The organism is Nitratireductor thuwali (genome assembly GCF_036621415.1).
GTDB lineage: Bacteria > Pseudomonadota > Alphaproteobacteria > Rhizobiales > Rhizobiaceae > Chelativorans > Chelativorans thuwali.
In genome coordinates, this window is record NZ_CP030941.1 from 2,928,479 (window position 1) to 2,950,194 (window position 21,716).

The following is a 21,716-nucleotide window of genomic DNA, read 5'->3' on the forward strand; positions in this document are numbered from 1 at the left end:
CAATACAGTGTTGCAATCGCATTCGTGTACTGGAAGGGAACCTGAACCACTTCGGGCCTATCGGAGGCTATTTTCTCTAAGTCGCGCTGCCGCGGCCGGCTCTTCCGGCGTGGCCTGACAATCTCAATAATGGATCGAAGGGTTGGGGTGTATGCCGCTTCACTGGGGTTCTGCGTCCTCCACACCCTCACCTTGTTGCCCCTGCCTCTCCGGGGTCGGAGGGAGCATCCGAGATTCCAATTGCTCAATGCGCTGTAGCGCCTGCTGAAGCTGTTGTGAAAGGCGATCTTGAAATTGAACAAGATCGCCAATCTCTCTTTCCCGCAGATGTTCAATCCGCGCCCTCCAATTATCCACATAATCCTTCGATACTTGATAAATGCTATTATACGATTGCAAAAAAGTAGGTATAGAAATAACAGTTGCAACAAATATAGCAAAAGCTGACACAACTCCAATGTTTCTTATGATATTTACACGTGATATCGCCTTATCCGCTTTTTTAGATGCTTTTTCAACGGCCTCTGGTATGGAGCTGCGAATTGGAACGTGCACTCCGTCCGTCAGGCTCTTAGAAGCTCTTTCGACGAATGCCCGTGGCTCCCAGTATCCTCTTCGTCCGTCCTGAGTTGTTGGAGGGTCTCCCTGTAGAGCATCAGAGCCACCTTGCCCACTGCCCGTGGTTTTGGTGAATTCTATCCAGATCAAACCTTCATTGCTGGGAATTACATAATCTTCTGACGTTAGATTATGAATAGGGATGCACAATGCTCCCCAATATCCTGGGTCAACCAGTGGCCCAGTGCCAAGAAGAAGCCCCCTATGGACATGGCGTATTTGGAGATTGTATCTTAGAGCTATATAATCTGGTAATCTAAATTGAATATCGCATTCGACAAAGACAATAGAATTAGCTGGAATTAAAAGTGTTCCATGCGGACGTGGAATCTCTATTTCTTCGAGCTTCCCATCATTTCCGTCGGCGTATCTATAAGCCTTCTTTCCTATTCGTCCTTCATAAGAAGCCTTTTTGAGGCGCTTCCCTTCATAGAACGGAGCGATCAAGCCGGTTTTCAGCACATATTGCTTAATGTGTTCAGCCGATAAAAGAGAAGGAGGAATATCAGGAAGAGGATCAATGGTGCTGAGACTCGTTGCCAAAGCCTCCGCCGCATTACATGACAACAGCTCTCTTTCTTCGGAATTAGACTTCTTGCTCATGCCCCACTCGCTGCGGTTCTGCTACATCGAGCCCAGAGAAGCCAACCCAGTCAATGGTGCGACCAATATCACGTTCGACCCTTTCGAGAAATTTCCTGACGCGACTTCCTTCATCAAGAAGACTGTCCTCAGATCCTATGTAATCCATGTGGTTAAGCACAAGCCTCGTCGGCGCGTTGGCCGCCAATGCACGGCGAACGAGTACTGGATCGAACTTTCCAACGCGCCGCAATTTTCGTGTTACGGTCGTGTATTCCTGAATATCTGAATCCACATCGGCGTTGCGTGCAATTTCTTCCCAAGTCGTTTCATCGACCAGATGGCCAGAATCTCCTGCAACCCTGATTGGGAAGGATCGGATGACCATCGTTATGTCGTCTACATCCCTGGGGCTCAGGCCGGATTCAGACAACGCGCCCGCGGCTGTCGTCGCGCGTGAGGTTGCTTTCGGCCAATATCCGCCATCGAGAAGGGAAAGGCCAAAACCCTGTGTGCCTTCGATGACAACGCGATGTCCTTTGTCCAAGCGCTCTCGCAACAAACCGGTTGTCTCTCCGCGATGGGTGAACTTGTGTAGTTGCTCACAATGCGCAGCATCCCGCGATGGAAGCTTCAGGTTGCTAGCCTCGCGCGCGATAGATGCCAGAACGGCGGCGCCGACTCCTGAGCCGGTAGAACCGATTGAACTGGCAAGGTTGGACTCTTGCTCCCACTTCTTGTGCTCCGGCAAGATAATCTGTGCGTAAGGGCTGATGAATATTCTGTCATGCGGGTAGTCCAATGCTTCCATTTCCTGAAGCAGAACATCCGCGTCCAGGTAGGAACCAGCGGGGAAATAAACATCCACATCTCTATCGATGCAGCTTGCTGGCATTTGCCGCAGCGCCCACTTCTTGCCAGAAAGTTCATAGGCCGTATGTCCGGAGTTCGGGCCGCCCACTCGAATGACGGCTACGGAAGCACTACGAACGCGTTTCTGCTCCCGCCGCACGATCTCTAGCGCAACCTTTCCTTTTCCTTCCGAGCCAAATTGCCCGCCGATCACGATTGATACCGGCATGGCTTCCCTCCTGCGACATGTGAACCCACTGCATCGGCTTTTTCCATAATTGCCGACATCGCGCCCTCGTTGACGAGGATTTCATGCGCTAGCGATTGAAGTTCGCTGACCCGCCCCTCGACCTCGGAGCGTGTTGCGGTATCAAAGTCCACGTCTTGTCCAAGCTTCTGGTAACGCTGCCGCCTGACATCACCATTCGCCATGATGTGAACATGGTGAAAGCGCGCACCGAAACGTTCGACCATGAAAGCATGGTCCTCCGGAAAACGCAGGCCATCTACTACGATCTTCACCGCTTCCGAAACACGTCTGATAGTTTGCTCTGCCAGCCAGCGCTGCTTTCCGGTCTCCTGGATTTCCTGTCCCAGCGCCTGCCGGCTCTCCCGATTGAGCGGGGCACCGCGTTTTTTTAAGATATCGTCTATGACCAAACTAAATCGCGTGTAGGCGTACCCCTTACATTCCAAGGCTCGCGCAAAAGTGGTTTTGCCGGCCGCGATGGGGCCGCTGACACCGATGACGATCGGTCCCGGTTCCGCTCTAAGATCAGGAACAATCAACGGTGCTTCATCCTCCGACCCGAGTGCTTCCGAAAGCCCTGCCAGATGGAATGACCCAACCAAGGCAGAAGTTATGGCATCCAACTCGTCATGGGTGACGTTCTTGTCGATGAAGCCACCTTCGATGCCGAACTCACGCAATCCAAGTTTCAGCCATTCAACGCCACCTCCTTTGCGAGGAATGCGCATAATGTCTTGCGCAGCGCCAGGATAGCTTTCGATGACGGGAATACCCTTCTTTCGGAGTACTTTCGCGAGCCTTATGCCTCGTTCAGTAAGTTTCTGCATGCTTGGCAGCAGGCAAGGATAGACATTGACGCCCCGCCTCTTCAATTCCCTTTCGCATTTCCGCATGATTCCAAAGCGCTCTCGTCCAGGGTCCGAGTCCTCAACGCTTGTTCTGCCAGACGGAAGGCACAACGGTGAATCAATCGAGACGAGATGCGGCTTGCAGGCTACGGTCTGAGTAAGGATTTCATCATCAGTATGGAGAGTCTTTGTGGACGCCCTATTACCTTCCAGCATGCACCAGCCAGAACCGCGCTTCTCTGAACCCGTAAGATCGATCCCGACTATCCGAGCCGTTGAAGCCGGTCCATCTGACAGCAGTTGATCGAAATCAGGAGCCGCCGATAAATCGTCCCCCGCTGCCTCAAAACTTGGGATCTCAGTCCATCCCGCGGGGGCAGCCCAGCTTTCAAACTCCACCGGCTCTTCAAAAAGGTCGGGTTCGATCAGGAGCCGGGCGAGCACATGATCGAAGATTGCACCCATGGCCGCGATATCAGCGCGGTTATAGCGGATCAGCTTCTCCAATGCTGCCACGTCACCACGCAGATAGCGGTGCCAAAGTAACACCGCAGCGAAGCCGTCGACATCAGCAATTTCGTCACGCAATCTAAGGTCAAGCACCTTTTCAATCGCCTTTTGCCCTCCGGTCAGGCCGACCCGCCGACAGAGGTACATGAGATCGATGTGAGCCTCGGGCAGCGTCACATCGGGAAACTCTTTCTGCAGAAAGCGCTGATCAAAGCGAATGCCGTTGAAAGTGACCAAAGCCACCGCATCCTTGGCATCTTCAATGAGCCGATGATGGCATTGGCCCTTGACAATCGTAGAAGAGCGCCCAGCGATTGACCATCCAATTACAGTGATCTCGTCATAGTAATGGCTTAGGCCGGTCGTCTCGATATCGAGGAAGAGCACCCGCTCGGGCAGCGAGCGGCATAACGCCAGTTGCTCTTTGAGCTTAGACGGCAAAGCTCGCGGGTGCTGCCATTTTGGAGTTTCCTGCGGTTCAAGTAGCAACGTCATGCGTAGCCCCTTACGGCGACATACTTTCCCCGCGCATGCCGTTTTGTTCGGCGCAAATGCGCCGCACTCTCCTTCCGGTGCTTGTAGGGCCTATCTGCATCCCTTGAGCCGGAAAATCGCACCGCATTATCCCCATTGAACAAAGTTCGCCTTCGGCCACAGACTACCGGGAGCGCACCTCGTTGGCGATGGCTTCCGATTCGTTGTACAAAGAATACTCGACCGCGAAATGACATGCACGGTGCCGATTTGGGCAGGAAAAAGTCGGAATACAGCATAGGCAATTTCGACATCACCATTGAGTCGATCATCGATGATGAGTCGCGGCTGCACGACTATGGATTCAGCAGATCGACGTGGCTCCGAGGTGTGAGGCTTATGAAGCGATTTGGCTCTGAGGAAGCGCTTGAGCTGATGGATCAAAGGGCGGACGGGGCGCTTGAACGGGGCAATCTCGCGCTATGCAATAGGTGGCGTGATCTGATGGGTGTTATTCATGCAATAGAAGCGGATGAGCCGCTGCCGTCCGACCGTATTCAGTGATTGCGGTGCTGGGAACAATCCACGGCTACGACAGACCAGGAACTTCGCTTTCCTCCCAAGAGCGAGGTGAGGTCTCCGCAAAGAGTCCGAAGCTTATCATCAATTTTCCAGGGCGGATTGCATATGACGATGCCACTTCCCGCCAGTATGCCGCCATCTCGCTGATAGGGGCAAAATTCTGCCTGAAGGGCGCTTGAGAAGCCCGCCAAAGCAGCGGCAGATGCTACTGCCTCACCCGTGGTAGGCTCCTTGATTGGATACCATACCATAAAGATACCAGTCGCCCACTTCTGGAAGCCCTTTTGAAGAGCCCTTTGGATCAGGTTGATTTCATCTTTTCGTTCGAACGGAGGATCGATAAAGACCACTCCTCTACGCTCTGGCGGAGGTAAGAGCGCGCCGATGGCTTCGTACCCGTCCCTTACGTGAACAGAAATGCGACGATCCTTCTGATAGCGGCGCTTCAGTTGCAGTCCGTCCGTCGGATGCAGCTCACACAGAATGAGCCGGTCGCATTCCCGAAGTGCCAAGCGGGCGAGTTCGGGTGAGCCCGGATATGAAGTGAGTCCATTACCGTTTATCGCATGGAGAGCACTAAAATACATGGATGCGGATGGGAGTGCCCGTCCGAATATCCGCTCAACCCCAGCAGCTTTTTCGTTCGTTCGCAGTGCCTCATCAGCCGTGAGATCATACAGGCCGATCCCCGCGTGCGTATCGAGTATCGCGAATGGCCGCGGTTTCTGCAGGAGTTGTTCCAACACCAGGGTCAATGCGGCGTGCTTGAAAACCTCGGTGTGATTGCCCGCGTGAAATGCGTGTCGATAATTCATGTTTTCATCTCAAAACTGCCGATCACCAATATCGTTGGCTCGGCCTGTGATGGAGTTGTGTCTTAGCGCGCACTTGTGATCGACGCCACTATGAGAGGGGCGATGCTGGGCTCGTCTAGACGCTAGAGACGCATTGATGGCGACTGATCAACATTGAAGGGATACCCGCCAGATCACATCCCGGGATGTCGCCAAGAACTGGACGATTACGACCAGAAAATTTCCGCGATCGTCGGTCCGTTTTTCAAAGAGGAATCCGCTGCCGACGATTGCACCAACCTGGAGGGCAGCGCGCGCTGCCTCTGAATGCGCGAAAAGCTAACGGCCCGCCTTTAATGCGTCTAGCAAATTCCCCCACTCCTGCATCAGCATCACCCGCTGCTCCCAATAGGTGGCGCGGTTGTAGGTTCGCCGGATGGCGTTCTTATCCTGATGCGCCAGGACCGCCTCAATTACGTCTGGATCGTAGTTGCGGGCGTTGAGGATGGTGCTGGCGGTCACCCGGAAGCCGTGGGCGGTCACTTCGTCCTTGCTGTACCCCATACGCCGCAACGCGGCATTCATGGCGTTCTCCGAGAGGGGGCGCCTGGTCGAGCGGATCGAAGGAAAGACCAATCCGCCGTGCTCGGAGAGCGGCCAGACCTCTTCCAAGACCAGAAGTGCCTGCTTGGATAGCGGCACGTCGTGCGGAGCGCGCATCTTCATGCGCTCGGCCGGAATGCGCCAGACGAACTTCTTTAGGTCGAACTCGTCGCGGGTAGCTCCCCGTACCTCGCCGGGGCGGACGCAGGTGAGGGCGAGGAACTGGAGAGCGGCTTTGAGGGTCGGCCATCCATCGTAGTCATCGATCGCCACAAGGAGCTGACCGAATTTTCTTTCATCGGTGATAGCAGCGCGGCCATTAACTTTCGGCGGCTGGAGAGCACCCTGGAGGGCCAGGGTGGGGTCGGTCTCGGCGCGGAGGGTGACAATCGCCAGCCGGAAGACGCTGCCGATCACGCCGCGCAAGCGCCGCGCCGTCTCTCTTCGGCCGCTCTTTTCGATCTTCTGGAGGAGTTGGAGTATTTCCGCGGGGGTTATCTCTTTGATGGGACGCTTGGCGAGCGGGCTGGCCAGGTCCTCGAGGAGCCACTTGGTTTTGGTAACGGTGGCCGCCGCCGCCTTCCGTTCCTCCATCCGCCTAACATATTCCTCGGCGATAAGGCCGAAGGTGGTGCGCGCTTCCGTGATGGCCGCGATCTTCTCCTCCTTGCGCTTTGTGGAGGGGTTGATACCGGCAATAAGGAGCCTCTTGGCTTCGTCGCGCTTCTCTCTCGCGTCGAGAAGCGACACCAGCGGGTATTTCCCAAAGGAGAGGATATTTTCCTTCTCCAGGTAGCGATAGCGCAGTTGCCAGAGCTTGGAGCCGCTTTTTTGGACGAGGAGATAGAGCCCGTCGCCGTCGGCGAGACGATACGGCTTGTCCCTGGGTTTGGCGTTCTTGCAGGCGAAGTCGGAAAGCGGCATGGGTAACGAGCCTCCGGGGTAATGGGCAATACCCGGATCGTTACCCACAAACTGATGCGTTGCAATGGTACGTGGCGGGGCGCCATGAGCAGCCATAACCAGCTAACTCGTTGATTTTTAACCATCTGAGAGACGGTCTGAGAAGCTATGGGAAGGGGCAATGGTGCCCAGAGGCGGATTCGAACCACCGACACGCGGATTTTCAGTCCGCTGCTCTACCAACTGAGCTATCTGGGCCTTCCATCCGCCATCGGCGGCTGCCGCGGGCGTGAGCTTCGTGGCGGGGTTGGCTCTCCGTCGCAAGCGCGTGGGTTATAGCATGTGATTTCGCTCTGTCCAGCATCCCCACGCATGATTTCGCGACAGTTTTCCAAATGCCGTTCCGGCAATGCCGGGCTGGGAGCACGATCCCGAAAAGCGGGCACCGGCTTCTAAAAAGATCATGCTCCAGCAAAGGGCTAGGTCGCGATAACGATTAGGGAAAGCGCCGTCGGCACCTATAGCATTTTGCAGTCTGGTGGAATCACCTGACGTCCGCATAAATGCGGAAAAACAAAGAGACAGAGCGTCTTTTGTGCGTCCGAATTGACGAACGGCGCTCTAGCTGCGCCACGCGAGCAGGCGCTTTTCGGCTCTTCCGATAAGCCAGGCTATGATGAGGCCGAGCACCGACAGGATGGCGACGCCGGCAATCAGCTGGTCGAGCGCGAAGAGCGCGCCGGCCATGAGGATATAGGCGCCGATGCCGAATTCGGCGCCGATCATTTCGGCCGCCACCAGCAGCACGATGGCGATGGAGGCCGAAATGCGGAAGCCGGACAGGATGGCCGGCATCGCCCCCGGCACGATAATCTTCCGCACGATGGAAAGCCAGGAAAGCCCGAAGGACTGGCCCATGCGGATCAGGTTGCGGTCCACATTGTCGACGCCGCCATAGGTGGCGATGACGGTGGGAAAGAAGGTGCCGAACAGGATGGTCGCCACTTTCGAGCCTTCGCCGATGCCGAACCAGATGATGAAAAGCGGCAGAAGCGCGATCTTCGGGATCGGAAAGAGCGCCGAGACGAGCGGCAGAAGGCCGGCGCGGGCGAGCGAGAACAGGCCGATCAGAAGCCCGAAAGCGATGCCCAGCAGGCTGCCCAGCGTCCAGCCGACGATGAGGCGGTAAAGGCTTGCCCCCAGATGCTTCCACAGCATGCCGGTGGCGATGAGGTCGCCCAGCGCCGCCAGCGCCTCGGAGGGGGCGGGCAGGGCGATGGGGCTGATGAAGCCGGAGCGCGCGCCCAATTCCCACAGCGCGATGATGGCCAGGAAGACGATGGGTGCGACCGGGCCCAGCGGCCGGTGCTTGAAGCCGCCGCCGCGAAACGGCACCGGACGCAGTTCCTCGCCGCTGCCGGCGCCCGCCGCGCCGGTTCTGCCCGGCCGCGTGGTTGCTTCATGGGACATCGGCAATCTCCCGGTCCGCCTCGCGTGCTTCCTCGCGCATGATCTCCCACACGCGCCGCTGAAGCCTTTCCAGCTCGGCCAGCCGCTCGGCGCGCTGGTCGATCGGCATGTCGATCTCGACCACTTCGCGGATGCGCCCGGGCCGGCGCGAAAGCACGATGATCCGGCTTCCCAGCCGCACCGCCTCGTTCAGATTATGGGTGACGTAGCAGGCGGAAAAGCGCTCGCGCTGCCACAGCGCCACCAGATCGTCCATCAGCAGTTCGCGCGTCTGGCTGTCGAGCGCCGACAGCGGCTCGTCCATCAGCATGATGGCCGGCTTCACGGCCAGCGCGCGGGCGATTGCCACGCGCTGCTTCATGCCGCCGGAAAGCTGCCGGGGAAGCGCCCTTGCGAAGTCCGAAAGATTGGTGCGCGCCAGGACATCGGCGACGATGGCGCGCGCTTCCGCCCCCCTGATCCCGTGGTCTTCCAGCACCAGGCTGACATTGCCGGCCACCGACCGCCAGGGCAGCAGAGCGAAGTCCTGGAAGATGTAGGTCAGCGGGTTGAGCGAGCCTTCAGGCGCCGCGCCCGCCACCAGCACCTCGCCGCTGTCCGGCCGCTCCAGCCCTCCGGCGATGCGCAGGAAGGTGGATTTCCCGCAGCCCGAAGGGCCGACAACGCAGACGATCTCGCCGGCGCCGATAGCGAAGGAGATGTCCTCCAGCACCGCCGTGCCACCATAGTGGTGGGTGATGTTGCGGGCGATCAGCTGCATTGCGATTGCCTGAATGTGTGGGGCAAAGTCGCGGTCAGCGCGTCTCCACGAAGCTCGTGTCGACCAGCTTCTCCATGGTCACGCCCTCGGGAACGAGGTTCTCTGACTTGAACCATTCGAGCTGGTCTTCCACGCTCGCCAGGCTCAGCGCCGCATTCTCGTTGATGCGCATGGCGCCGGCGCGGATGCGCGGATCAGCCTTCTCGATGGGCTGGTCGGAATAGACGTATTTGTGGATCATCGCGACGATCTCTGCCGTCTCCTCCTCGCTCATTGTCTTGTCGACGAGCGCGGCATTATAGTCGGCGATGCCGTTGGAAAGCCCCGCCAGGAAGCGCTTCACAAGGTCCGGCTTGTCGGTGACATTGGCCGTCGAGGTAAAAACGGTGGTGACTTGGTAATTGTCGATATAGTCGGAGATCCGGCCGATCTCGACCACTTCCGGCCCGCTGGTGAGCGCGCCGGCTATATTGGGAACGATCGACCACGCGTCGATCTGCCCGCTCTTCAGCGAGGCGATGACGGCCGGCACCTTCTGCAGCGGCTTGACCTTGATCTCGGAGCGGTCGAAGCCTTCCTTGTCGGCGATCTTGTGCGCCATGTAGTGGAAGGACGAGCCGGTGGTGGTGATGCCGAAGCTGCGGCCCTTGAGGTCTGCCGGCGTCTTCACGCCGTCGTCGAAGGCGGCCTTCGAGGCGAGGATCTTCTGCCCGTCGATCTCCGGCGTTTCCTGCAGCGCGCCGCCGATGATCTTCACCACGCCCTTGTCGGCCAGGCTGATCAGCCCGCCGGAAATCGCCGTCATGCCGAAATCGACATCGCCCGAGGCAATGGCGACGGCCATGGGCTGGGCGGCCTGGAAGGAGACGAACTCGACGTCCAGGTCCTGGTCGGCGAAATAGCCCTTGGCCTCGGCGATGATGCTCGGCGAATGCGAGGCAAGCGACAGGATGCCGATATTGATCTTGTCGGCCGCCGAGGCCGGCATGGCAAGCGCCGCCGCGCCCGAAAGCGCCAGAACCCCGAGAAGCCTGCGTGAAATGGTGAACATGTGATCCTCCCTTTGTAGTGCGTGTTTTCGCAGGCACTTTGCACAGGGATGCCCTTGGGGCAAGAGCAAATGGGGCAGGAGCGGCGGTGGGCATCCGCGTCGGCGGCACCATCGACCGCGCCATGGCGGCAGTGCCGGCTTCAACTTCGGATGCGGGCGGCCGAACGTCTGTCGGGCAATGCTCGGCGGCTGTAGCTGGACAGGGCTTTCATGCGACCTCACAATCGTCGAGGTCGGGCAGGCGATTTGCTTGCCCATACGCTCGGTCCAGGGGATGGCATGATGATCGAAAGCGGCAAGCGCGGAGCGCTTCAGGCACAAACCTTTGGAATCATACTCGGCACCGAGCGTTTCGAGGAATGCGTTCGCTTCTATAGGGATATTCTGGAACTACCGGTTTGGTTCGAGAAAGAGCGTCTGGTCTGCCTGCGCTTCGGCGACGGATATCTGATGATCGAGACAGGCGGAATGGCGCGAGAGGGCAGAAAGCCCAACCGGGAAAACCCGACCATGCTTCGGTTCAACGTCGACGATGTTGAAACGGCGGCAGCCGATCTTGAGGCCAAGGGAATTCCGGTGGTCGTGCCCTACAGCGTGGTGTAGCTCGGCGGTGGTGAAGCCGCTCGCGAGCGCGCCCGACAGCGCTGTAGCGAGCGAGCGGCACAGCAGCGGTCATCGATGCTCCCCGGTAGGGTCGGGTTGCTCACAGCAACCTGATTCGAGGAACGATCGATGACCGACGACATGATGAACCTGCGCGCGCTCGTGGAGAAGACCCTGCCGCGGTTAGGGTTTAGGCAGCCGAACCGTTCAAGCATTGCGAGGGCCGTATTGGCCACAGCAAGAGCCGCAACTTATGAGGCCGGATATCAGCGACGGCCGAGGAATGTCGGTCGGGAAGGCTAGTGCTTGTTTGCTGTTTGTTCATAGTTTCTGCAGTGGCTGTTAAAGGTTATCCAGCATCCGCGGCTCTGCCGAGGAGCGTGATAAGTGCTCCAGCGCCCAAAAGAGCAATCTGGGCGAGAACTTCGACCAATCGGCGGTGAGTTTCGTTGGACCGTGTGTTGCCGACAAATGCCACCACCATGGCTGCAATCCCACTCAGGACGGTCAGCGCCAGCACTGTTGCAAAGATCAAAGGGAAGGGGATCATCATCGGCTCCATCGTTTAACAAAGCCATTATCGGCCGAGCCGAGCTACCGTGGATAAATTAGGCAAAGAACGCGTAGAGATCGCCCGAATCCCGCCATCGATGATGAACTGCTATCCACGCATGTTAGGTCGTCCTGCTGAGCTGTTTGATGTTGATGAGCACGTCCATCGTGTGATCTGGTTCGGGTGAAGCTCAGCAAACCGAGATCCGAATTCATTTGTTGAGGCATAGCCATGCGTTCGGGCCCGAAATAAAGACGTCACTGCAACGTGCTCACGCTAGATCGATCCCAGTACCGCCTGTCCCCGTCCTTGCGAATCCTTCTTTCTCCGTCCGCCGACGGCTTGCGACAATCAGTTTAGGAATGGAGAACAGCTCAGGTGGCGGGACGTTGACGGGAACTCGGGCGCCTTGCAGCAGCACGCCACGGATCGGCTGGCAAATGAGGAAATCCAGAAAAGGCAAGGGTTTCGCTACAGCGCCTGCGAGCGTGCGCGGGAGTTGGGCGGCCGCCATATTCGTCCGATCCCGTGCTCGGGGCCAGGAGGTCCACCTTGTAGCCTGATCGCTAACTTCGCGAACTGCCCACGCTTTTCTCAGTCGTAAAATTGGCCACAGACATACTGTCAGTCTGTCGTACTGAGATTGCGCCGTTCCATGGCCTACATCAACGCCTCAAGCCGCCGCTCGACCTCCGCCTTCACGCGCTTCACCGCCGCGTCCTTCACCGGTCCATAGCCGCGTATTGCCATCGGCAGGGCGAGCAGTTCCGCCACCTCGGCGCCATTGTCGGCACGCAGCCTGGTGAGGGCCTTTTCGACAACCTCCTGGTACCAACCGACAAGCGCCCGCTCCATGCGCCTTTCCGCCGAATAGCCGAAGGGATCGAAGGTTGTGCCGCGCAGCCGCCTCATGCGGGCGAGCAGGCGGAAGGGCAGGCGCACCCAAGGGCCGAAGGCCCGCTTGAGCGGCCGTCCCCGCGCGTCCCTGCCCGAAGCCAGGAAGGGCGGGGCGAGGTGATGGACGACGCGGAAATCGCCGTCGAACACCTCCGCCAGCCGCTCCTGGAACCCGGTCTCGACATGCAGGCGCGCGACCTCGTATTCGTCCTTGTAGGCCATCAGCTTGAACAGGGCGCGCGCGACGGCCTCGCCAACCGCTTTGCTGCCCGTGTCAGCCGCGCGGACGCGATCCACCAGCTGGCGATAGCGCTGCCCGTAGGCGGCATCCTGATAGTCCGTGAGAAAAGCTTCGCGCCGCGCAATGATCTGGTCGAGTGTCTGCTTCTGTGCGGGCTTCGGCTCGATGATCTGGCGCAGCGCCTCCGACCGCGCCAGCGCGATGCGCCCGAGAAGGAACGCGCGGTGATTGGCCTCCACCGCCACGCCGTTCAGCTCTATGGCTTGGCTCAGCGCGTTGAGAGAGACCGGCACCAGCCCCATCTGCCAGGCAAAGCCGAGCATCATGACATTTGCGAAGACGGTGTCTCCCATCAGCTTTTCTGAAAGCCGATTCGCGTCGATGGCCGACAATCCATCGCGACCCGTCACACCTTCGATGGCGGTCAGCCTCTCGTCTATCGCCAGCGATGCATCTCGCCTCAGGACGATATCGCCCGTCGGCATTTCCGCCAGATTGACCGCCGCCCGCATGCCCCTGCGATAGGCGGCGGATGCCTTGGGCGAGGATGAGACGACGATGTCGCAGCCGATCAGCGCATCCGCCGAAGTGCGGTCGATGCGCACCTGGTTGATGGCTTCGGGCGAAGCGCCGACGCGCACATAGGAAAGCACCGGTCCGAATTTCTGGGCAAAGCCGGTAAAGTCGAGCACGCTCGAACCCTTGCCTTCCAGATGCGCTGCCATGGTGACGAGCGCGCCAACGGTCACGACGCCCGTGCCGCCGACCCCGGTGATCAGAAGGTCGAACGGCTTGTCAAGCGGCGAAGCCTCCGGCTCGGCTAAGTCCGCGCCGAGGGCGGCGATGTCCATTTCCAGGCCCGGCCGCTTCTTCCGCGTCGCGCCCTCGACCGTCACAAAGCTCGGGCAAAAGCCGTTGAGGCAGGAAAGATCCTTGTTGCAGGAGGACTGGTTGATCCGCCTCTTGCGCCCGAACTCCGTTTCCACCGGCTCGACGGAAAGGCAGTTGGATTCCACCGAGCAGTCGCCGCAGCCCTCGCAGACAAGCTCGTTGATGACGACGAAGCGCTTGGGGTCTTCCATCTGTCCGCGCTTGCGCCGCCGGCGCTTTTCAGTCGCACAGGCCTGCTCGTAGATGAGGACGGAGACGCCCGTCACATCGCGCAATTCGCGCTGCACGCGGTCCAACTCCCTGCGGTGATGGATGGTCGTCCCAGTCGGAAAATCGCCGGCCGAGAACTTCTGGGGATCATCGGAGACGAGGGCGATGCGCTCCACCCCTTCGGCGCGGCTCGAATGCGCGATGGCCTGCACGCTCACCGGCCCGTCCACCGGCTGGCCGCCGGTCATGGCGACCGCGTCGTTATAAAGGATCTTGAAGGTGATGTTGGCACGCGCCGCGATTGCCTGGCGCACGGCCATGGAGCCCGAATGGTACCAGGTGCCTTCGCCCAAATTCTGGAAGATGTGGCCCTTGCCGGTGAACAGCGAGGAAGCCGCCCAGTTCACGCCTTCGCCGCCCATCTGGATGAGCGAGCTCGTTTCCCGGTCCATCCAGCTTGCCATGAAGTGGCAGCCGATGCCGGCCAGCGCCTTCGAGCCTTCGGGCACTTTGGTCGATGTGTTGTGCGGGCATCCGGAGCAGAAATAGGGCGTGCGCGCCGCGCCCTCGACGCGAAGCGCGATAGCCGGCTCGTCGGCTATCTTCCGGGCTTTTTCCATAAAGCCGTTGCCAGGGAAGATGCCATCGAGCCGCCTGGCGACGATGGGCAGAAGCAGGCGCGGGGAGAGTTCGCCCGTCCACGGCACCAATCTTTCGCCGCGCTCGTCCCGCTTGCCCACCATGGCGCGCGGCTTGTGCCCCGGCCAGTCGTAGAAATATTCCTTGAACTGGCTCTCGATGATGCCGCGCTTTTCCTCGATGACGAGGACTTCTTCCTTGTCCTTGACGAAATCCAGCGCATCGCGCCGCGCCAGCGGCCACACCATGCCGATCTTGTAGATGTCGATGCCGAGCGCCCGGCATTCGGCCTCGCCGATCCCCAGTAGGCGCAGCGCCTCCATCAGGTCCAGATGCGCCTTTCCGGTGGTGACGATCCCGAAACGGGCATGCTTCACGTCATAGATGTGCCGGTCGATGGGGTTGGCTTCGGCAAAGGCGAAGACCGCGTGCTTCTTCGCCTCCATGCGCTCTTCGATCTGGGGTCCGGGCAGATCGGGCCAGCGATAGTGCAGGCCGCCGGGCGGCGGCGTGTAATCCGGCGTATTGAACGCCCGGTCCAGTGGGAGCTCGATGGAAGCCGCCGATTCCACCGTTTCGGAGATCGCCTTGAAGCCGACCCACATGCCGGAAAAGCGCGAAAGCGCGTAGCCATATTCGCCGAAGGAGAGATACTCCGCGACCGTCGCCGGGTTCAGCACCGGCATGAACCAGCTCATGAAGGCAACGTCCGATTGGTGCGGCATCGACGAGGAAACGCAGCCATGATCGTCGCCCGCCACCACCAGCACGCCGCCATGGGGCGAGGAGCCGTAGGCGTTGCCATGTTTCAGCGCGTCGCCCGACCGGTCGACGCCCGGCCCCTTGCCATACCAGAGGCCGAATACGCCCTCCACTTGCCGGTCCGGATTGGTCTCCACCTGCTGGCTGCCCAGGATCGCCGTTGCCGACAGGTCTTCGTTGACGGCGGGCAGGAACTCGATGCGGGCTTCCGTCAGCCGCTTCTGCGCCTTCCATAGCTCGAGATCGAACGCGCCCAGCGGCGAGCCGCGATAGCCCGAGACGAAACCCGCCGTGTCGAGGCCGCGCGCCCGGTCGCGCCGCGCCTGATCGAGGATCACCCGCACCAGCGCCTGCGTGCCGGTCATGAAGACGCGGCCGGATTCCTGAGTATAGCGATCCTCGAGCTGGTAGCTTTTCAGCCGGCCCATCCTGTGATGCACGGTCATCGGCTCCTCCATCCTTGCTGGGATGATTTTACACCCGGAGGGCTGAAAATTTCTGCCAGATGTGGCGACAGGGCTGGCAAAGATGGTAGGATCTACCGGTAAAGGGTAGAATTTTGAAATGAAGCGGTGGCCATGGCGGAATCTCTGACGGAGCAGGACAAGCGGCTGCTCGAGGCGCTCCAGGAAAATTGCCGCCTGTCAAATCAGGAGCTTGCCGAGCGCGCCGGCATGTCCACCTCCGCCTGCTGGCGGCGCGTGCGGGCGTTGGAAGAGGCGGGCCTCATCCGCCAGTACGCCGCGCTGATCGACACCGAGCGCGCCGGCCTCGGCTTTCAGGCCATCGTGCATGTGTCGCTGACCCGGCACGACCACCGCCACGTCGACACCTTCATCGCCGAGGTGCGCCAAAGGCGCGAAGTGCTCGACTGTTATTCGACCACCGGCGATGCCGACTACCATCTGCGCGTCGTCTGCCGGGACCTGGCCGCCTACAATCTGTTCCTGGAGGATTTCCTGTTCCGCCTGCCCGGCATCGCCAATGTCCGCACCAACCTGGTGTTGAAGGACATCAAGACGCACAGCGCCGTGCCGGTTTAGTTCTGGAGTTGCGATTGACCGCAGCGCCCCTTCGCACCCCCCTCTGCCCTGCTGGGCATCCCCCCTCAAGGAGGAAGATCATCTCTTCATCTATGTCTTGCTTGTCCTTTGAGATCGGCGAAACCGGTCAAGACAGCCAATCTCCCCCCTTGAGGGGGAGATGCCCGGCCGGGCAGAGGGGGGCGAAGGGCGCCGCGCTCAATCGCAACCGTCGAACCAAGTCCGGCCGGAGAGCCGCCTACTTCCCCAATTCGATCGAGCGCTTCCTGGCCGCCTCGACCGCCTCGCTCACCAGATCGAGCAGGCGGTCGCCACCCATCAGCACCGAGAGCGCGGCCGCCGTCGTGCCGTTGGGGCTCGTTACCTGCTCGCGCAGCACGCCGGGCTCCTCCGCGCTTTCCTTGGCCAGGTTCGCCGCGCCATAGACGGTCTGCATCGCCAGCAGCTTCGCCGTATCCGTGGGCAGTCCCGCTTTCTCGCCGGCCGCGGTCAGGCATTCGATGAAATGGAACACATAGGCAGGTCCCGAGCCGGAGACCGCCGTCACCGCATCCATGAGTTGCTCGTTCTCGATGGTCGCGACGGCCCCGCTGGTGGCCAAGAGTTCGCCGACGAACTTTCCCGCCTCGGCCGTGACGTTGCGGTTCGAGAAAACCACCATCATGCCCTTGCCGATGGCGGCCGGCGTGTTGGGCATGCAGCGCATGATGGCGGCCTGGCCGCCCAGCACCTCCTCCAGCGTGGCCACGCCTGTGCCGGCCGCGATGCTGACGAAGGTCGCCGTCCCGGCCAATGGCTTGTACTGCGCGGCGACGTCGCGGATGACCTGCGGCTTCACCGCGAGAAACACCACGCCGGCATCGCCGTCGACCTCATCGGCGCTCGCCGCCACCGTCACGCCCAGGCTGGCGGCACGAGCCCGCAGGTCCGCGTTCGGCTCGACCACGACCGTGTCGCCGGTGGCCAGCTTGCCGGACGATAGCCAGCCCTTGAGCATGGCGTACCCCATATTGCCGCAGCCGACGAGAATGACCTTGCCGTTCATCATGTCCTCCTGATGCTTTACCGGCAGGTTTGGCGCTTTCGCGCGCGCCTTGCAAGAGCCTGCGCCGCAAGCCAGGGGCGGCGGAGCCGCCGGTCCGGCGCTTGAGGGGCGGAAAAAGACATCCGGTCTACTCGATCACCCTGGGATGCACCCGGAACCGCGCCACGAGGCGCATGCCCAGGGCGGCGAAGACGAAAAACAGCCAGACCGGATCGGCGCGCCGGAAGAAGAAGCTTTCGAGGAAGGCGTTGAGCAGGGTGAAGGTCAGCATCATCATGAACAGCTCTGAAAGCAGGATGTTCTCGCGGAAGAAGGGCACCCGCAGGAAATCGCGCATCGGCGCTATGATGAAAGCCGCCAGCGCCACGCCCAGCGCCGGAAGCCCGAGCGAGATGGCCAGATCCATATAGCTGTTGTGACCGTGCACGATGCCGCGAATATCCCAGTCGCGATCGAAGGGCTGGTCGGCCTGGAGCACGATTTCAGTGCCCCAGAAACTCTCGAAGCCGTAGCCCGTCAGCGGTCTCTCGGCCAAATTCTCCCCCATGAAGGCCCACAGCGCGGTGCGGCCGGTATAGGTAAGGTCGGGCGCTATCTGGTCCCGCAGCGCCGTCAGCGGGTCGATGAACACGATGCCCACCGTGGCAAGCGCCAGGCCGGCAATCGCCGTCATGAGAAGCGCCGGGGTGAGGAAGCGCAGGCCTATGGCGCCGGGCAGGGCGGCCAGGATGATAGCCAGCGGCACCGTGCCGAGCGTGGTCTTCGATCCTGTCTGCGACATGAAGATGACGGCCAGCAGGAACATTGCGCCGCCCGACCACCGCCATCCGCGCCGCCAGAGATAGAAGCCGGCAAAGGAAAGGCAGGCCATCACCGGCGCGGCGATGTTCTTGTGCGCGAAGGAGCCGCGCCACAACCCCGCATGCTGCGGCTCTTGTCCGTCGCCCCCGTGGATGGCCACCTCCGGCATGGCCAGAATGCCGTAATAGCTGAACCCGAGAATGGCGAATCCGGCCAGGGCGAGCACGGTCGAGAACGAATCTGCGTCGCGCGGCAGCGTCAGGACGGCGGCCATGGTGAGGATGCCGATCACGGCGAAGAGCGCTGCCCGCATGGAATCGGCTGGCGACAGCGCGTTCATGACGCCAAGCCCCACAAAGGCAAGGAGCAGCAGCCACCATGGGCTGAGAAGGGCGGCAAGCACGCGCCGGTCGACGAACATGAAGAGCCCGGCCAGCGCCAGGGCACCCAGCGAGCCGAAACCGATCTGGTTGAGGATGTCCCCGCCTTCGCCCTCCGCGCCGGCCGGCTGAAAGGGGCGGAATGAGATGATCACCGTCGCAAGCAGCAAGGCGGCAAGCACCGTGGCGATCCGCGCCATCGCGCGCCGGCTTGGCCGGGCCGAAAGCACCGGCCTGTCAGTTCTTGTCTGGCTGGCGGTATTGCTCATTGGCATAGCCGAATTCGGCAAGCACCCGGCCAAGGCCCACATAAACCGGATACATTGCAATGGAAGGTGAGCCAGTCTCGACAAGGCGGAGGAACCCGCGCAGCGGCGAGGCGGCAAGCAGGGCGAGGCTCTTGGCCACCACAAGCTGCGGCCCCAGCCTTTCGCCGGCCCGCTTCTTTTTCTCGACCAGCGTGGAGATCACGCCGTTGCGCAGCGCCCGCGCGCGGATCCAGTCGGGCTCGATCCGGCGCGCCGGCACCGCCTCGTCCACCGGCGCCTCCGCGCACCAGGCGAGGGGGAAACCCTTCGCCTTCGCGCGGCTGAGGAAGTCGGAATCGCCGCCGCCCATGAAGTTGAAGCGCAGGTCGAGAAACGGCCGCTCCATCGCCTCCAGCACATCGCGCCCGATGGCAAGATTGCCGGACGAATAGAGCGCCGGCACCAGCCCCGTTTCGTGATAGGGCGGGCTGAAAACCGGATGCCGCCCCCATTTTTCATGGGACGCGGAGGCAAAAACCGGCCGCTGCGGACCGCCGACGATATCGGCATCAAGCATCTCGGCGGTGGCGCACATGGTTTCGAGCCAATCCGGCGGCGCAAGCTCGTCATCGTCGATCACGAGCAGATGCCGGAATCCGCCGAAGGTCGCGAGCGCCATTTCCCAGCCGGCATTGTAGGCACAGCAATTGCCCCGTTTGTGGGCGATGATGACAAGGCCGTCAATTGCACCGGCTTCGAACAAGGGCGCTGCCGCCTTCGCGCCCTCGCGCCTTTCCGCCTCGTTTTCGATCACGATCACCGCGACGCGCCTGCCGGTCGCCTGTTCCCGAAGGGAGGCGAGCGTCGCCAGCAATTGTTCCGGGCGCTTGAAGGTGGGAACCGTGACGACGCATTCGACATCGCCCGCCTTCAGGCCGGGCGTGCGCGCATGGACGGAAACGTTGGCTGGTTCCGGTTTCAAAAGATGCCCCGAATGCTGGCGTTGCCGCGCATATATGATGTGCCCGCGATTAAGCTTGCGTTAAACACCTTCCGTGCCGGTGCCGCCATCCGCGGCAGCCGCTACGAATTTCAACGCATCTTAATCAACGCTTCACGGCCTGAAACCTATACCTTTCCCAGCAGGAAGACCTGATGCATCTGGTGTTTGCAACGTCCATCGTCCCCTGCGGGGCGCCTGAAACCGGCTACGAGATCGCCAATGCGGCGGTCCTCGGCGCTTTGGCGCGCGCCGGCGTCCGGGTCACCGTGATGGGCTTCGCCTGGCCGGGAAAGCAGCCGGCGGGGCCGCACGAGACTGTTCTGCTGGGCCATGTCGACGTGACGACCGAGGGCGCGCCGGCGCTGCGCAAGGTCGGTTGGGCGGCAACGGCCCTTGCAAGCGGCCTCACCTTCGCCTCCGCCAAGCTGCGGGTGACAGGTGAGCGGGAAGTGGCGAAAGCACTCCAATCGATCGGCCCGTTCGATGGCATTATCCTCAACTCGGTGCAGATCGCCGGCGCTTTCGAAGAGCTCCTCACGTCGCGGCCCTTCGCCTACGTCGCCCACAATGTCGAGCACCGCTCGGCACGGGAAAATGCCGCGGCCGCCTCGGGGCGCCTGGCCCGACACATGTTCGAACGCGAGGCCGAACTGCTCGCGGCGCTGGAAGCAAGGCTGTGCCGCAAAGCCCGCTTTGTCTACACCTTCGCCGAGGAAGACGCAGCGGCGCTGGGCGTTGCCGGCAAGGGACTGACCGCCGTCCTGCCTCTCGTCACGCGAGCGGCAATACCGGACGCCACGGCCCCGCATACTCCGCAATACGACGCCGTCCTGATCGGCACCTGGACCTGGGCGCCCAACAGGATCGGCCTGGACTGGTTCTTGAATGAGGTGGTTCCGCTGCTGCCGGAGGATTTTTCCATAGCGATTGCCGGCCGCGCGCCAGACGGCCTGGCCGGCGCCCATCCGCGCGTGTGCTTTGCGGGGCGCGTCGAGGACGCCGCCGCCTTCATGTGCGACGGCAAGGTCGTGCCGCTCGTCAGCCGCGCGGGAACGGGCGTGCAGTTGAAGACTATCGAGGCTTTCGAGCTTGGCCTTCCCTGTGTGGCCACCTCGCACGCGCTGAGGGGCGTTGCCGAACGGCCGTCGAACTGCGCGGTGGCCGACGATGCCGAGAGCTTTGCAAGGACGCTGGTCGAAGCGCGGGATGCTTCCTGGCCGCGGCTCGACGGAACCGCATTCCATGCCGCCCAGCAGGCCGCGCTCGACGCCAATCTGAAGCTGGGCCTTGCCGCGCTCGGCAACGACCGGGCGGGAGCTGCGGCATGACCGCCCATCCCGGGACCTCCCGCCTCTCCGAACTGCCGCGCCGCCGGATACTCGGCTCGTCCGTCGCATCCATGGGCTGGGACGAGTGCCTCGCGCTCTTGCGCGGGCTCATCGGCCAGCAGCGTTTCACGCGCGTCACCTTCCTCAACGCGAACAACGCCAACATCGCCTCGCGCGATCCCGAATTCGCCCGCGCCCTGCAGGATTTCCTGATCCTGCCGGACGGCATCGGCGTCGACATCGCCGCCAGGCTTCTTTACGGGCGGAGGTTTCCCGCCAATCTGAACGGCACCGACTTCGTGCCGGCGCTTCTGGCCGCCGAGGAGCGTCCGCTCAAGGTCGGGCTCATCGGCACGAGGCGCGAAAACGCCGATGCCGCCGCCACAAGGCTAAAGGCCTTGGCGCCCGCCCATGAATATCTCGTCATCCGCGACGGCTTTTTCCGGGAGGACGAGGAACCGGCGATCCTGGCCGAGCTCGAGGCGATCCGGCCCGACATCCTGCTGGTCGCCATGGGCGTTCCCCGGCAAGAGCTATGGATCGCCCGCAGGCTGGACGAACGCCATTGCACCCTGCCCATCGCCGTCGGCGCGCTGCTCGATTTCCTCAGCGGCGCGGTGCCGCGCGCGCCCCAATGGGTGCGCCGCCTGCGCATGGAATGGGTATTCCGGCTGATGCTGGAGCCGCGCCGGCTTTGGCGGCGCTACGTGGTCGGCAATCCCCTGTTCCTCGCTCGCGTAATGCGCCAGCGCCTGTCGCGCGGCCGGAAATAGTC

General features: G+C 61.3%; 19 protein-coding genes and 1 tRNA gene. 5 read left to right on the plus strand and 15 right to left on the minus strand.

All coding sequences use genetic code 11. The annotated features are described in order from the left end of the window. Nucleotides 1–159: 159 nt before the first annotated feature. From NTH_RS14225 to NTH_RS14235, 3 genes are read right to left on the minus strand one after another with little or no spacing between them, the layout of a single operon-like run. Entirely contained in the window at nucleotides 160–1,221 is a 1,062-nt protein-coding gene (locus NTH_RS14225) for a hypothetical protein (protein ID WP_338530621.1), read from the minus strand. After that, nucleotides 1,205–2,281 (minus strand): adenylosuccinate synthetase, encoded by a 1,077-nt coding sequence (locus NTH_RS14230; protein WP_338530622.1) that lies wholly within the window; start codon nucleotides 2,279–2,281, stop codon nucleotides 1,205–1,207. Before NTH_RS14230 ends, NTH_RS14225 begins: the two co-directional genes overlap by 17 nt. Further along, entirely contained in the window at nucleotides 2,263–4,155 is a 1,893-nt protein-coding gene (locus tag NTH_RS14235) for a ribonuclease H-like domain-containing protein (RefSeq protein WP_338530623.1), read from the minus strand. The genes NTH_RS14230 and NTH_RS14235 overlap by 19 nt, the downstream gene beginning before the upstream one ends. A gap of 234 nt (nucleotides 4,156–4,389) precedes the next feature. Here NTH_RS14235 and NTH_RS14240 point away from each other — a divergent pair, with 234 nt between their 5' ends. Continuing rightward, nucleotides 4,390–4,698: a hypothetical protein gene (locus NTH_RS14240; protein ID WP_338530624.1), complete on the plus strand. Its 309-nt coding sequence runs from the start codon at nucleotides 4,390–4,392 to the stop codon at nucleotides 4,696–4,698. Here NTH_RS14240 and NTH_RS14245 read toward each other — a convergent pair. The 6 genes from NTH_RS14245 to NTH_RS14270 all read right to left on the minus strand — a co-directional run bounded on the left by NTH_RS14245 (nucleotide 4,692) and on the right by NTH_RS14270 (nucleotide 10,297). Further along, on the minus strand, nucleotides 4,692–5,531 hold the full coding sequence (locus tag NTH_RS14245; RefSeq protein ID WP_338530625.1) for a 23S rRNA (adenine(2030)-N(6))-methyltransferase RlmJ: 840 nt from the start codon (nucleotides 5,529–5,531) through the stop codon (nucleotides 4,692–4,694). The two genes, NTH_RS14240 and NTH_RS14245, sit on opposite strands and share 7 nt — an antisense overlap. 318 nt (nucleotides 5,532–5,849) lie before the next feature. Beyond that, nucleotides 5,850–7,037, minus strand: coding sequence for a tyrosine-type recombinase/integrase (locus NTH_RS14250; RefSeq protein ID WP_338530626.1), 1,188 nt, complete (start codon nucleotides 7,035–7,037; stop codon nucleotides 5,850–5,852). A gap of 161 nt (nucleotides 7,038–7,198) precedes the next feature. Beyond that, nucleotides 7,199–7,274: transfer RNA gene (locus NTH_RS14255), tRNA-Phe, on the minus strand. Nucleotides 7,275–7,637: 363 nt separating this feature from the next. After that, on the minus strand, nucleotides 7,638–8,486 hold the full coding sequence (locus tag NTH_RS14260; RefSeq protein ID WP_338530627.1) for an ABC transporter permease: 849 nt from the start codon (nucleotides 8,484–8,486) through the stop codon (nucleotides 7,638–7,640). Continuing rightward, nucleotides 8,476–9,246, minus strand: a complete 771-nt coding sequence (locus NTH_RS14265) for an ABC transporter ATP-binding protein (protein WP_338530628.1) — start codon at nucleotides 9,244–9,246, stop codon at nucleotides 8,476–8,478. Before NTH_RS14265 ends, NTH_RS14260 begins: the two co-directional genes overlap by 11 nt. Nucleotides 9,247–9,280: 34 nt before the next feature. Beyond that, the gene (locus tag NTH_RS14270; protein WP_338530629.1) at nucleotides 9,281–10,297 is read right to left on the minus strand and encodes an ABC transporter substrate-binding protein; all 1,017 of its coding nucleotides are present in this window, start codon (nucleotides 10,295–10,297) and stop codon (nucleotides 9,281–9,283) included. Nucleotides 10,298–10,576: 279 nt separating this feature from the next. On the opposite strand from NTH_RS14270, the gene NTH_RS14275 reads away from it, so the two are divergent. After that, on the plus strand, nucleotides 10,577–10,900 hold the full coding sequence (locus NTH_RS14275; RefSeq protein WP_338530630.1) for a VOC family protein: 324 nt from the start codon (nucleotides 10,577–10,579) through the stop codon (nucleotides 10,898–10,900). A 349-nt stretch (nucleotides 10,901–11,249) separates the two neighbouring features. On the opposite strand, the gene NTH_RS14280 is transcribed toward NTH_RS14275, so the two are convergent. From NTH_RS14280 to NTH_RS14285, 3 genes are all read right to left on the minus strand, one after another. Further along, a complete protein-coding gene (locus NTH_RS14280; protein WP_338530631.1) occupies nucleotides 11,250–11,453 on the minus strand; it encodes a hypothetical protein in 204 nt (67 codons plus the stop codon). Nucleotides 11,454–11,724: 271 nt separating this feature from the next. Next, nucleotides 11,725–11,967, minus strand: a complete 243-nt coding sequence (locus tag NTH_RS23140) for a GSU2403 family nucleotidyltransferase fold protein (protein ID WP_422392400.1) — start codon at nucleotides 11,965–11,967, stop codon at nucleotides 11,725–11,727. 146 nt (nucleotides 11,968–12,113) lie between these two features. Next, complete coding sequence (locus NTH_RS14285) at nucleotides 12,114–15,539, minus strand: indolepyruvate ferredoxin oxidoreductase family protein (protein ID WP_338530632.1); 3,426 nt, start codon at nucleotides 15,537–15,539, stop codon at nucleotides 12,114–12,116. Nucleotides 15,540–15,671: 132 nt separating this feature from the next. Here NTH_RS14285 and NTH_RS14290 point away from each other — a divergent pair, with 132 nt between their 5' ends. Continuing rightward, the gene (locus tag NTH_RS14290) at nucleotides 15,672–16,136 is read left to right on the plus strand and encodes an Lrp/AsnC family transcriptional regulator (RefSeq protein ID WP_265516515.1); all 465 of its coding nucleotides are present in this window, start codon (nucleotides 15,672–15,674) and stop codon (nucleotides 16,134–16,136) included. A 238-nt stretch (nucleotides 16,137–16,374) separates the two neighbouring features. Here the strand turns inward: NTH_RS14290 and proC are convergent, their stop codons facing one another. The 3 genes from proC to NTH_RS14305 form a co-directional block, all read right to left on the minus strand. Further along, on the minus strand, nucleotides 16,375–17,181 hold the full coding sequence (gene proC / locus NTH_RS14295) for a pyrroline-5-carboxylate reductase (RefSeq protein WP_338530633.1): 807 nt from the start codon (nucleotides 17,179–17,181) through the stop codon (nucleotides 16,375–16,377). A gap of 127 nt (nucleotides 17,182–17,308) precedes the next feature. Continuing rightward, a complete protein-coding gene (locus NTH_RS14300; protein WP_338530634.1) occupies nucleotides 17,309–18,631 on the minus strand; it encodes an O-antigen ligase in 1,323 nt (440 codons plus the stop codon). Continuing rightward, entirely contained in the window at nucleotides 18,600–19,592 is a 993-nt protein-coding gene (locus NTH_RS14305; protein WP_338530635.1) for a glycosyltransferase family 2 protein, read from the minus strand. The genes NTH_RS14300 and NTH_RS14305 overlap by 32 nt, the downstream gene beginning before the upstream one ends. A 173-nt stretch (nucleotides 19,593–19,765) precedes the next feature. Between NTH_RS14305 and NTH_RS14310 the strand changes: the two genes are divergently transcribed. Next, the gene (locus tag NTH_RS14310; RefSeq protein ID WP_338530636.1) at nucleotides 19,766–20,941 is read left to right on the plus strand and encodes a glycosyltransferase; all 1,176 of its coding nucleotides are present in this window, start codon (nucleotides 19,766–19,768) and stop codon (nucleotides 20,939–20,941) included. Further along, the gene (locus NTH_RS14315; protein WP_338530637.1) at nucleotides 20,938–21,714 is read left to right on the plus strand and encodes a WecB/TagA/CpsF family glycosyltransferase; all 777 of its coding nucleotides are present in this window, start codon (nucleotides 20,938–20,940) and stop codon (nucleotides 21,712–21,714) included. Before NTH_RS14310 ends, NTH_RS14315 begins: the two co-directional genes overlap by 4 nt. Nucleotides 21,715–21,716: the final 2 nt, after the last annotated feature.

What these genes read in the sequence shown, in the direction of transcription:
- NTH_RS14225 (WP_338530621.1), bottom strand. Translation starts at nt 1,221, where the DNA reads ATGAGCAAGAAGTCTAATTCCGAAGAAAGAGAGCTGTTGTCATGTAAT.
- NTH_RS14230 (WP_338530622.1), bottom strand. Translation starts at nt 2,281, where the DNA reads ATGCCGGTATCAATCGTGATCGGCGGGCAATTTGGCTCGGAAGGAAAA.
- NTH_RS14235 (WP_338530623.1), bottom strand. Translation starts at nt 4,155, where the DNA reads ATGACGTTGCTACTTGAACCGCAGGAAACTCCAAAATGGCAGCACCCG.
- NTH_RS14240 (WP_338530624.1), top strand. Translation starts at nt 4,390, where the DNA reads ATGCACGGTGCCGATTTGGGCAGGAAAAAGTCGGAATACAGCATAGGC.
- NTH_RS14245 (WP_338530625.1), bottom strand. Translation starts at nt 5,531, where the DNA reads ATGAATTATCGACACGCATTTCACGCGGGCAATCACACCGAGGTTTTC.
- NTH_RS14250 (WP_338530626.1), bottom strand. Translation starts at nt 7,037, where the DNA reads ATGCCGCTTTCCGACTTCGCCTGCAAGAACGCCAAACCCAGGGACAAG.
- NTH_RS14260 (WP_338530627.1), bottom strand. Translation starts at nt 8,486, where the DNA reads ATGTCCCATGAAGCAACCACGCGGCCGGGCAGAACCGGCGCGGCGGGC.
- NTH_RS14265 (WP_338530628.1), bottom strand. Translation starts at nt 9,246, where the DNA reads ATGCAGCTGATCGCCCGCAACATCACCCACCACTATGGTGGCACGGCG.
- NTH_RS14270 (WP_338530629.1), bottom strand. Translation starts at nt 10,297, where the DNA reads ATGTTCACCATTTCACGCAGGCTTCTCGGGGTTCTGGCGCTTTCGGGC.
- NTH_RS14275 (WP_338530630.1), top strand. Translation starts at nt 10,577, where the DNA reads ATGATGATCGAAAGCGGCAAGCGCGGAGCGCTTCAGGCACAAACCTTT.
- NTH_RS14280 (WP_338530631.1), bottom strand. Translation starts at nt 11,453, where the DNA reads ATGATGATCCCCTTCCCTTTGATCTTTGCAACAGTGCTGGCGCTGACC.
- NTH_RS23140 (WP_422392400.1), bottom strand. Translation starts at nt 11,967, where the DNA reads ATGGCGGCCGCCCAACTCCCGCGCACGCTCGCAGGCGCTGTAGCGAAA.
- NTH_RS14285 (WP_338530632.1), bottom strand. Translation starts at nt 15,539, where the DNA reads ATGACCGTGCATCACAGGATGGGCCGGCTGAAAAGCTACCAGCTCGAG.
- NTH_RS14290 (WP_265516515.1), top strand. Translation starts at nt 15,672, where the DNA reads ATGGCGGAATCTCTGACGGAGCAGGACAAGCGGCTGCTCGAGGCGCTC.
- proC (WP_338530633.1), bottom strand. Translation starts at nt 17,181, where the DNA reads ATGAACGGCAAGGTCATTCTCGTCGGCTGCGGCAATATGGGGTACGCC.
- NTH_RS14300 (WP_338530634.1), bottom strand. Translation starts at nt 18,631, where the DNA reads ATGAGCAATACCGCCAGCCAGACAAGAACTGACAGGCCGGTGCTTTCG.
- NTH_RS14310 (WP_338530636.1), top strand. Translation starts at nt 19,766, where the DNA reads ATGCATCTGGTGTTTGCAACGTCCATCGTCCCCTGCGGGGCGCCTGAA.
- NTH_RS14315 (WP_338530637.1), top strand. Translation starts at nt 20,938, where the DNA reads ATGACCGCCCATCCCGGGACCTCCCGCCTCTCCGAACTGCCGCGCCGC.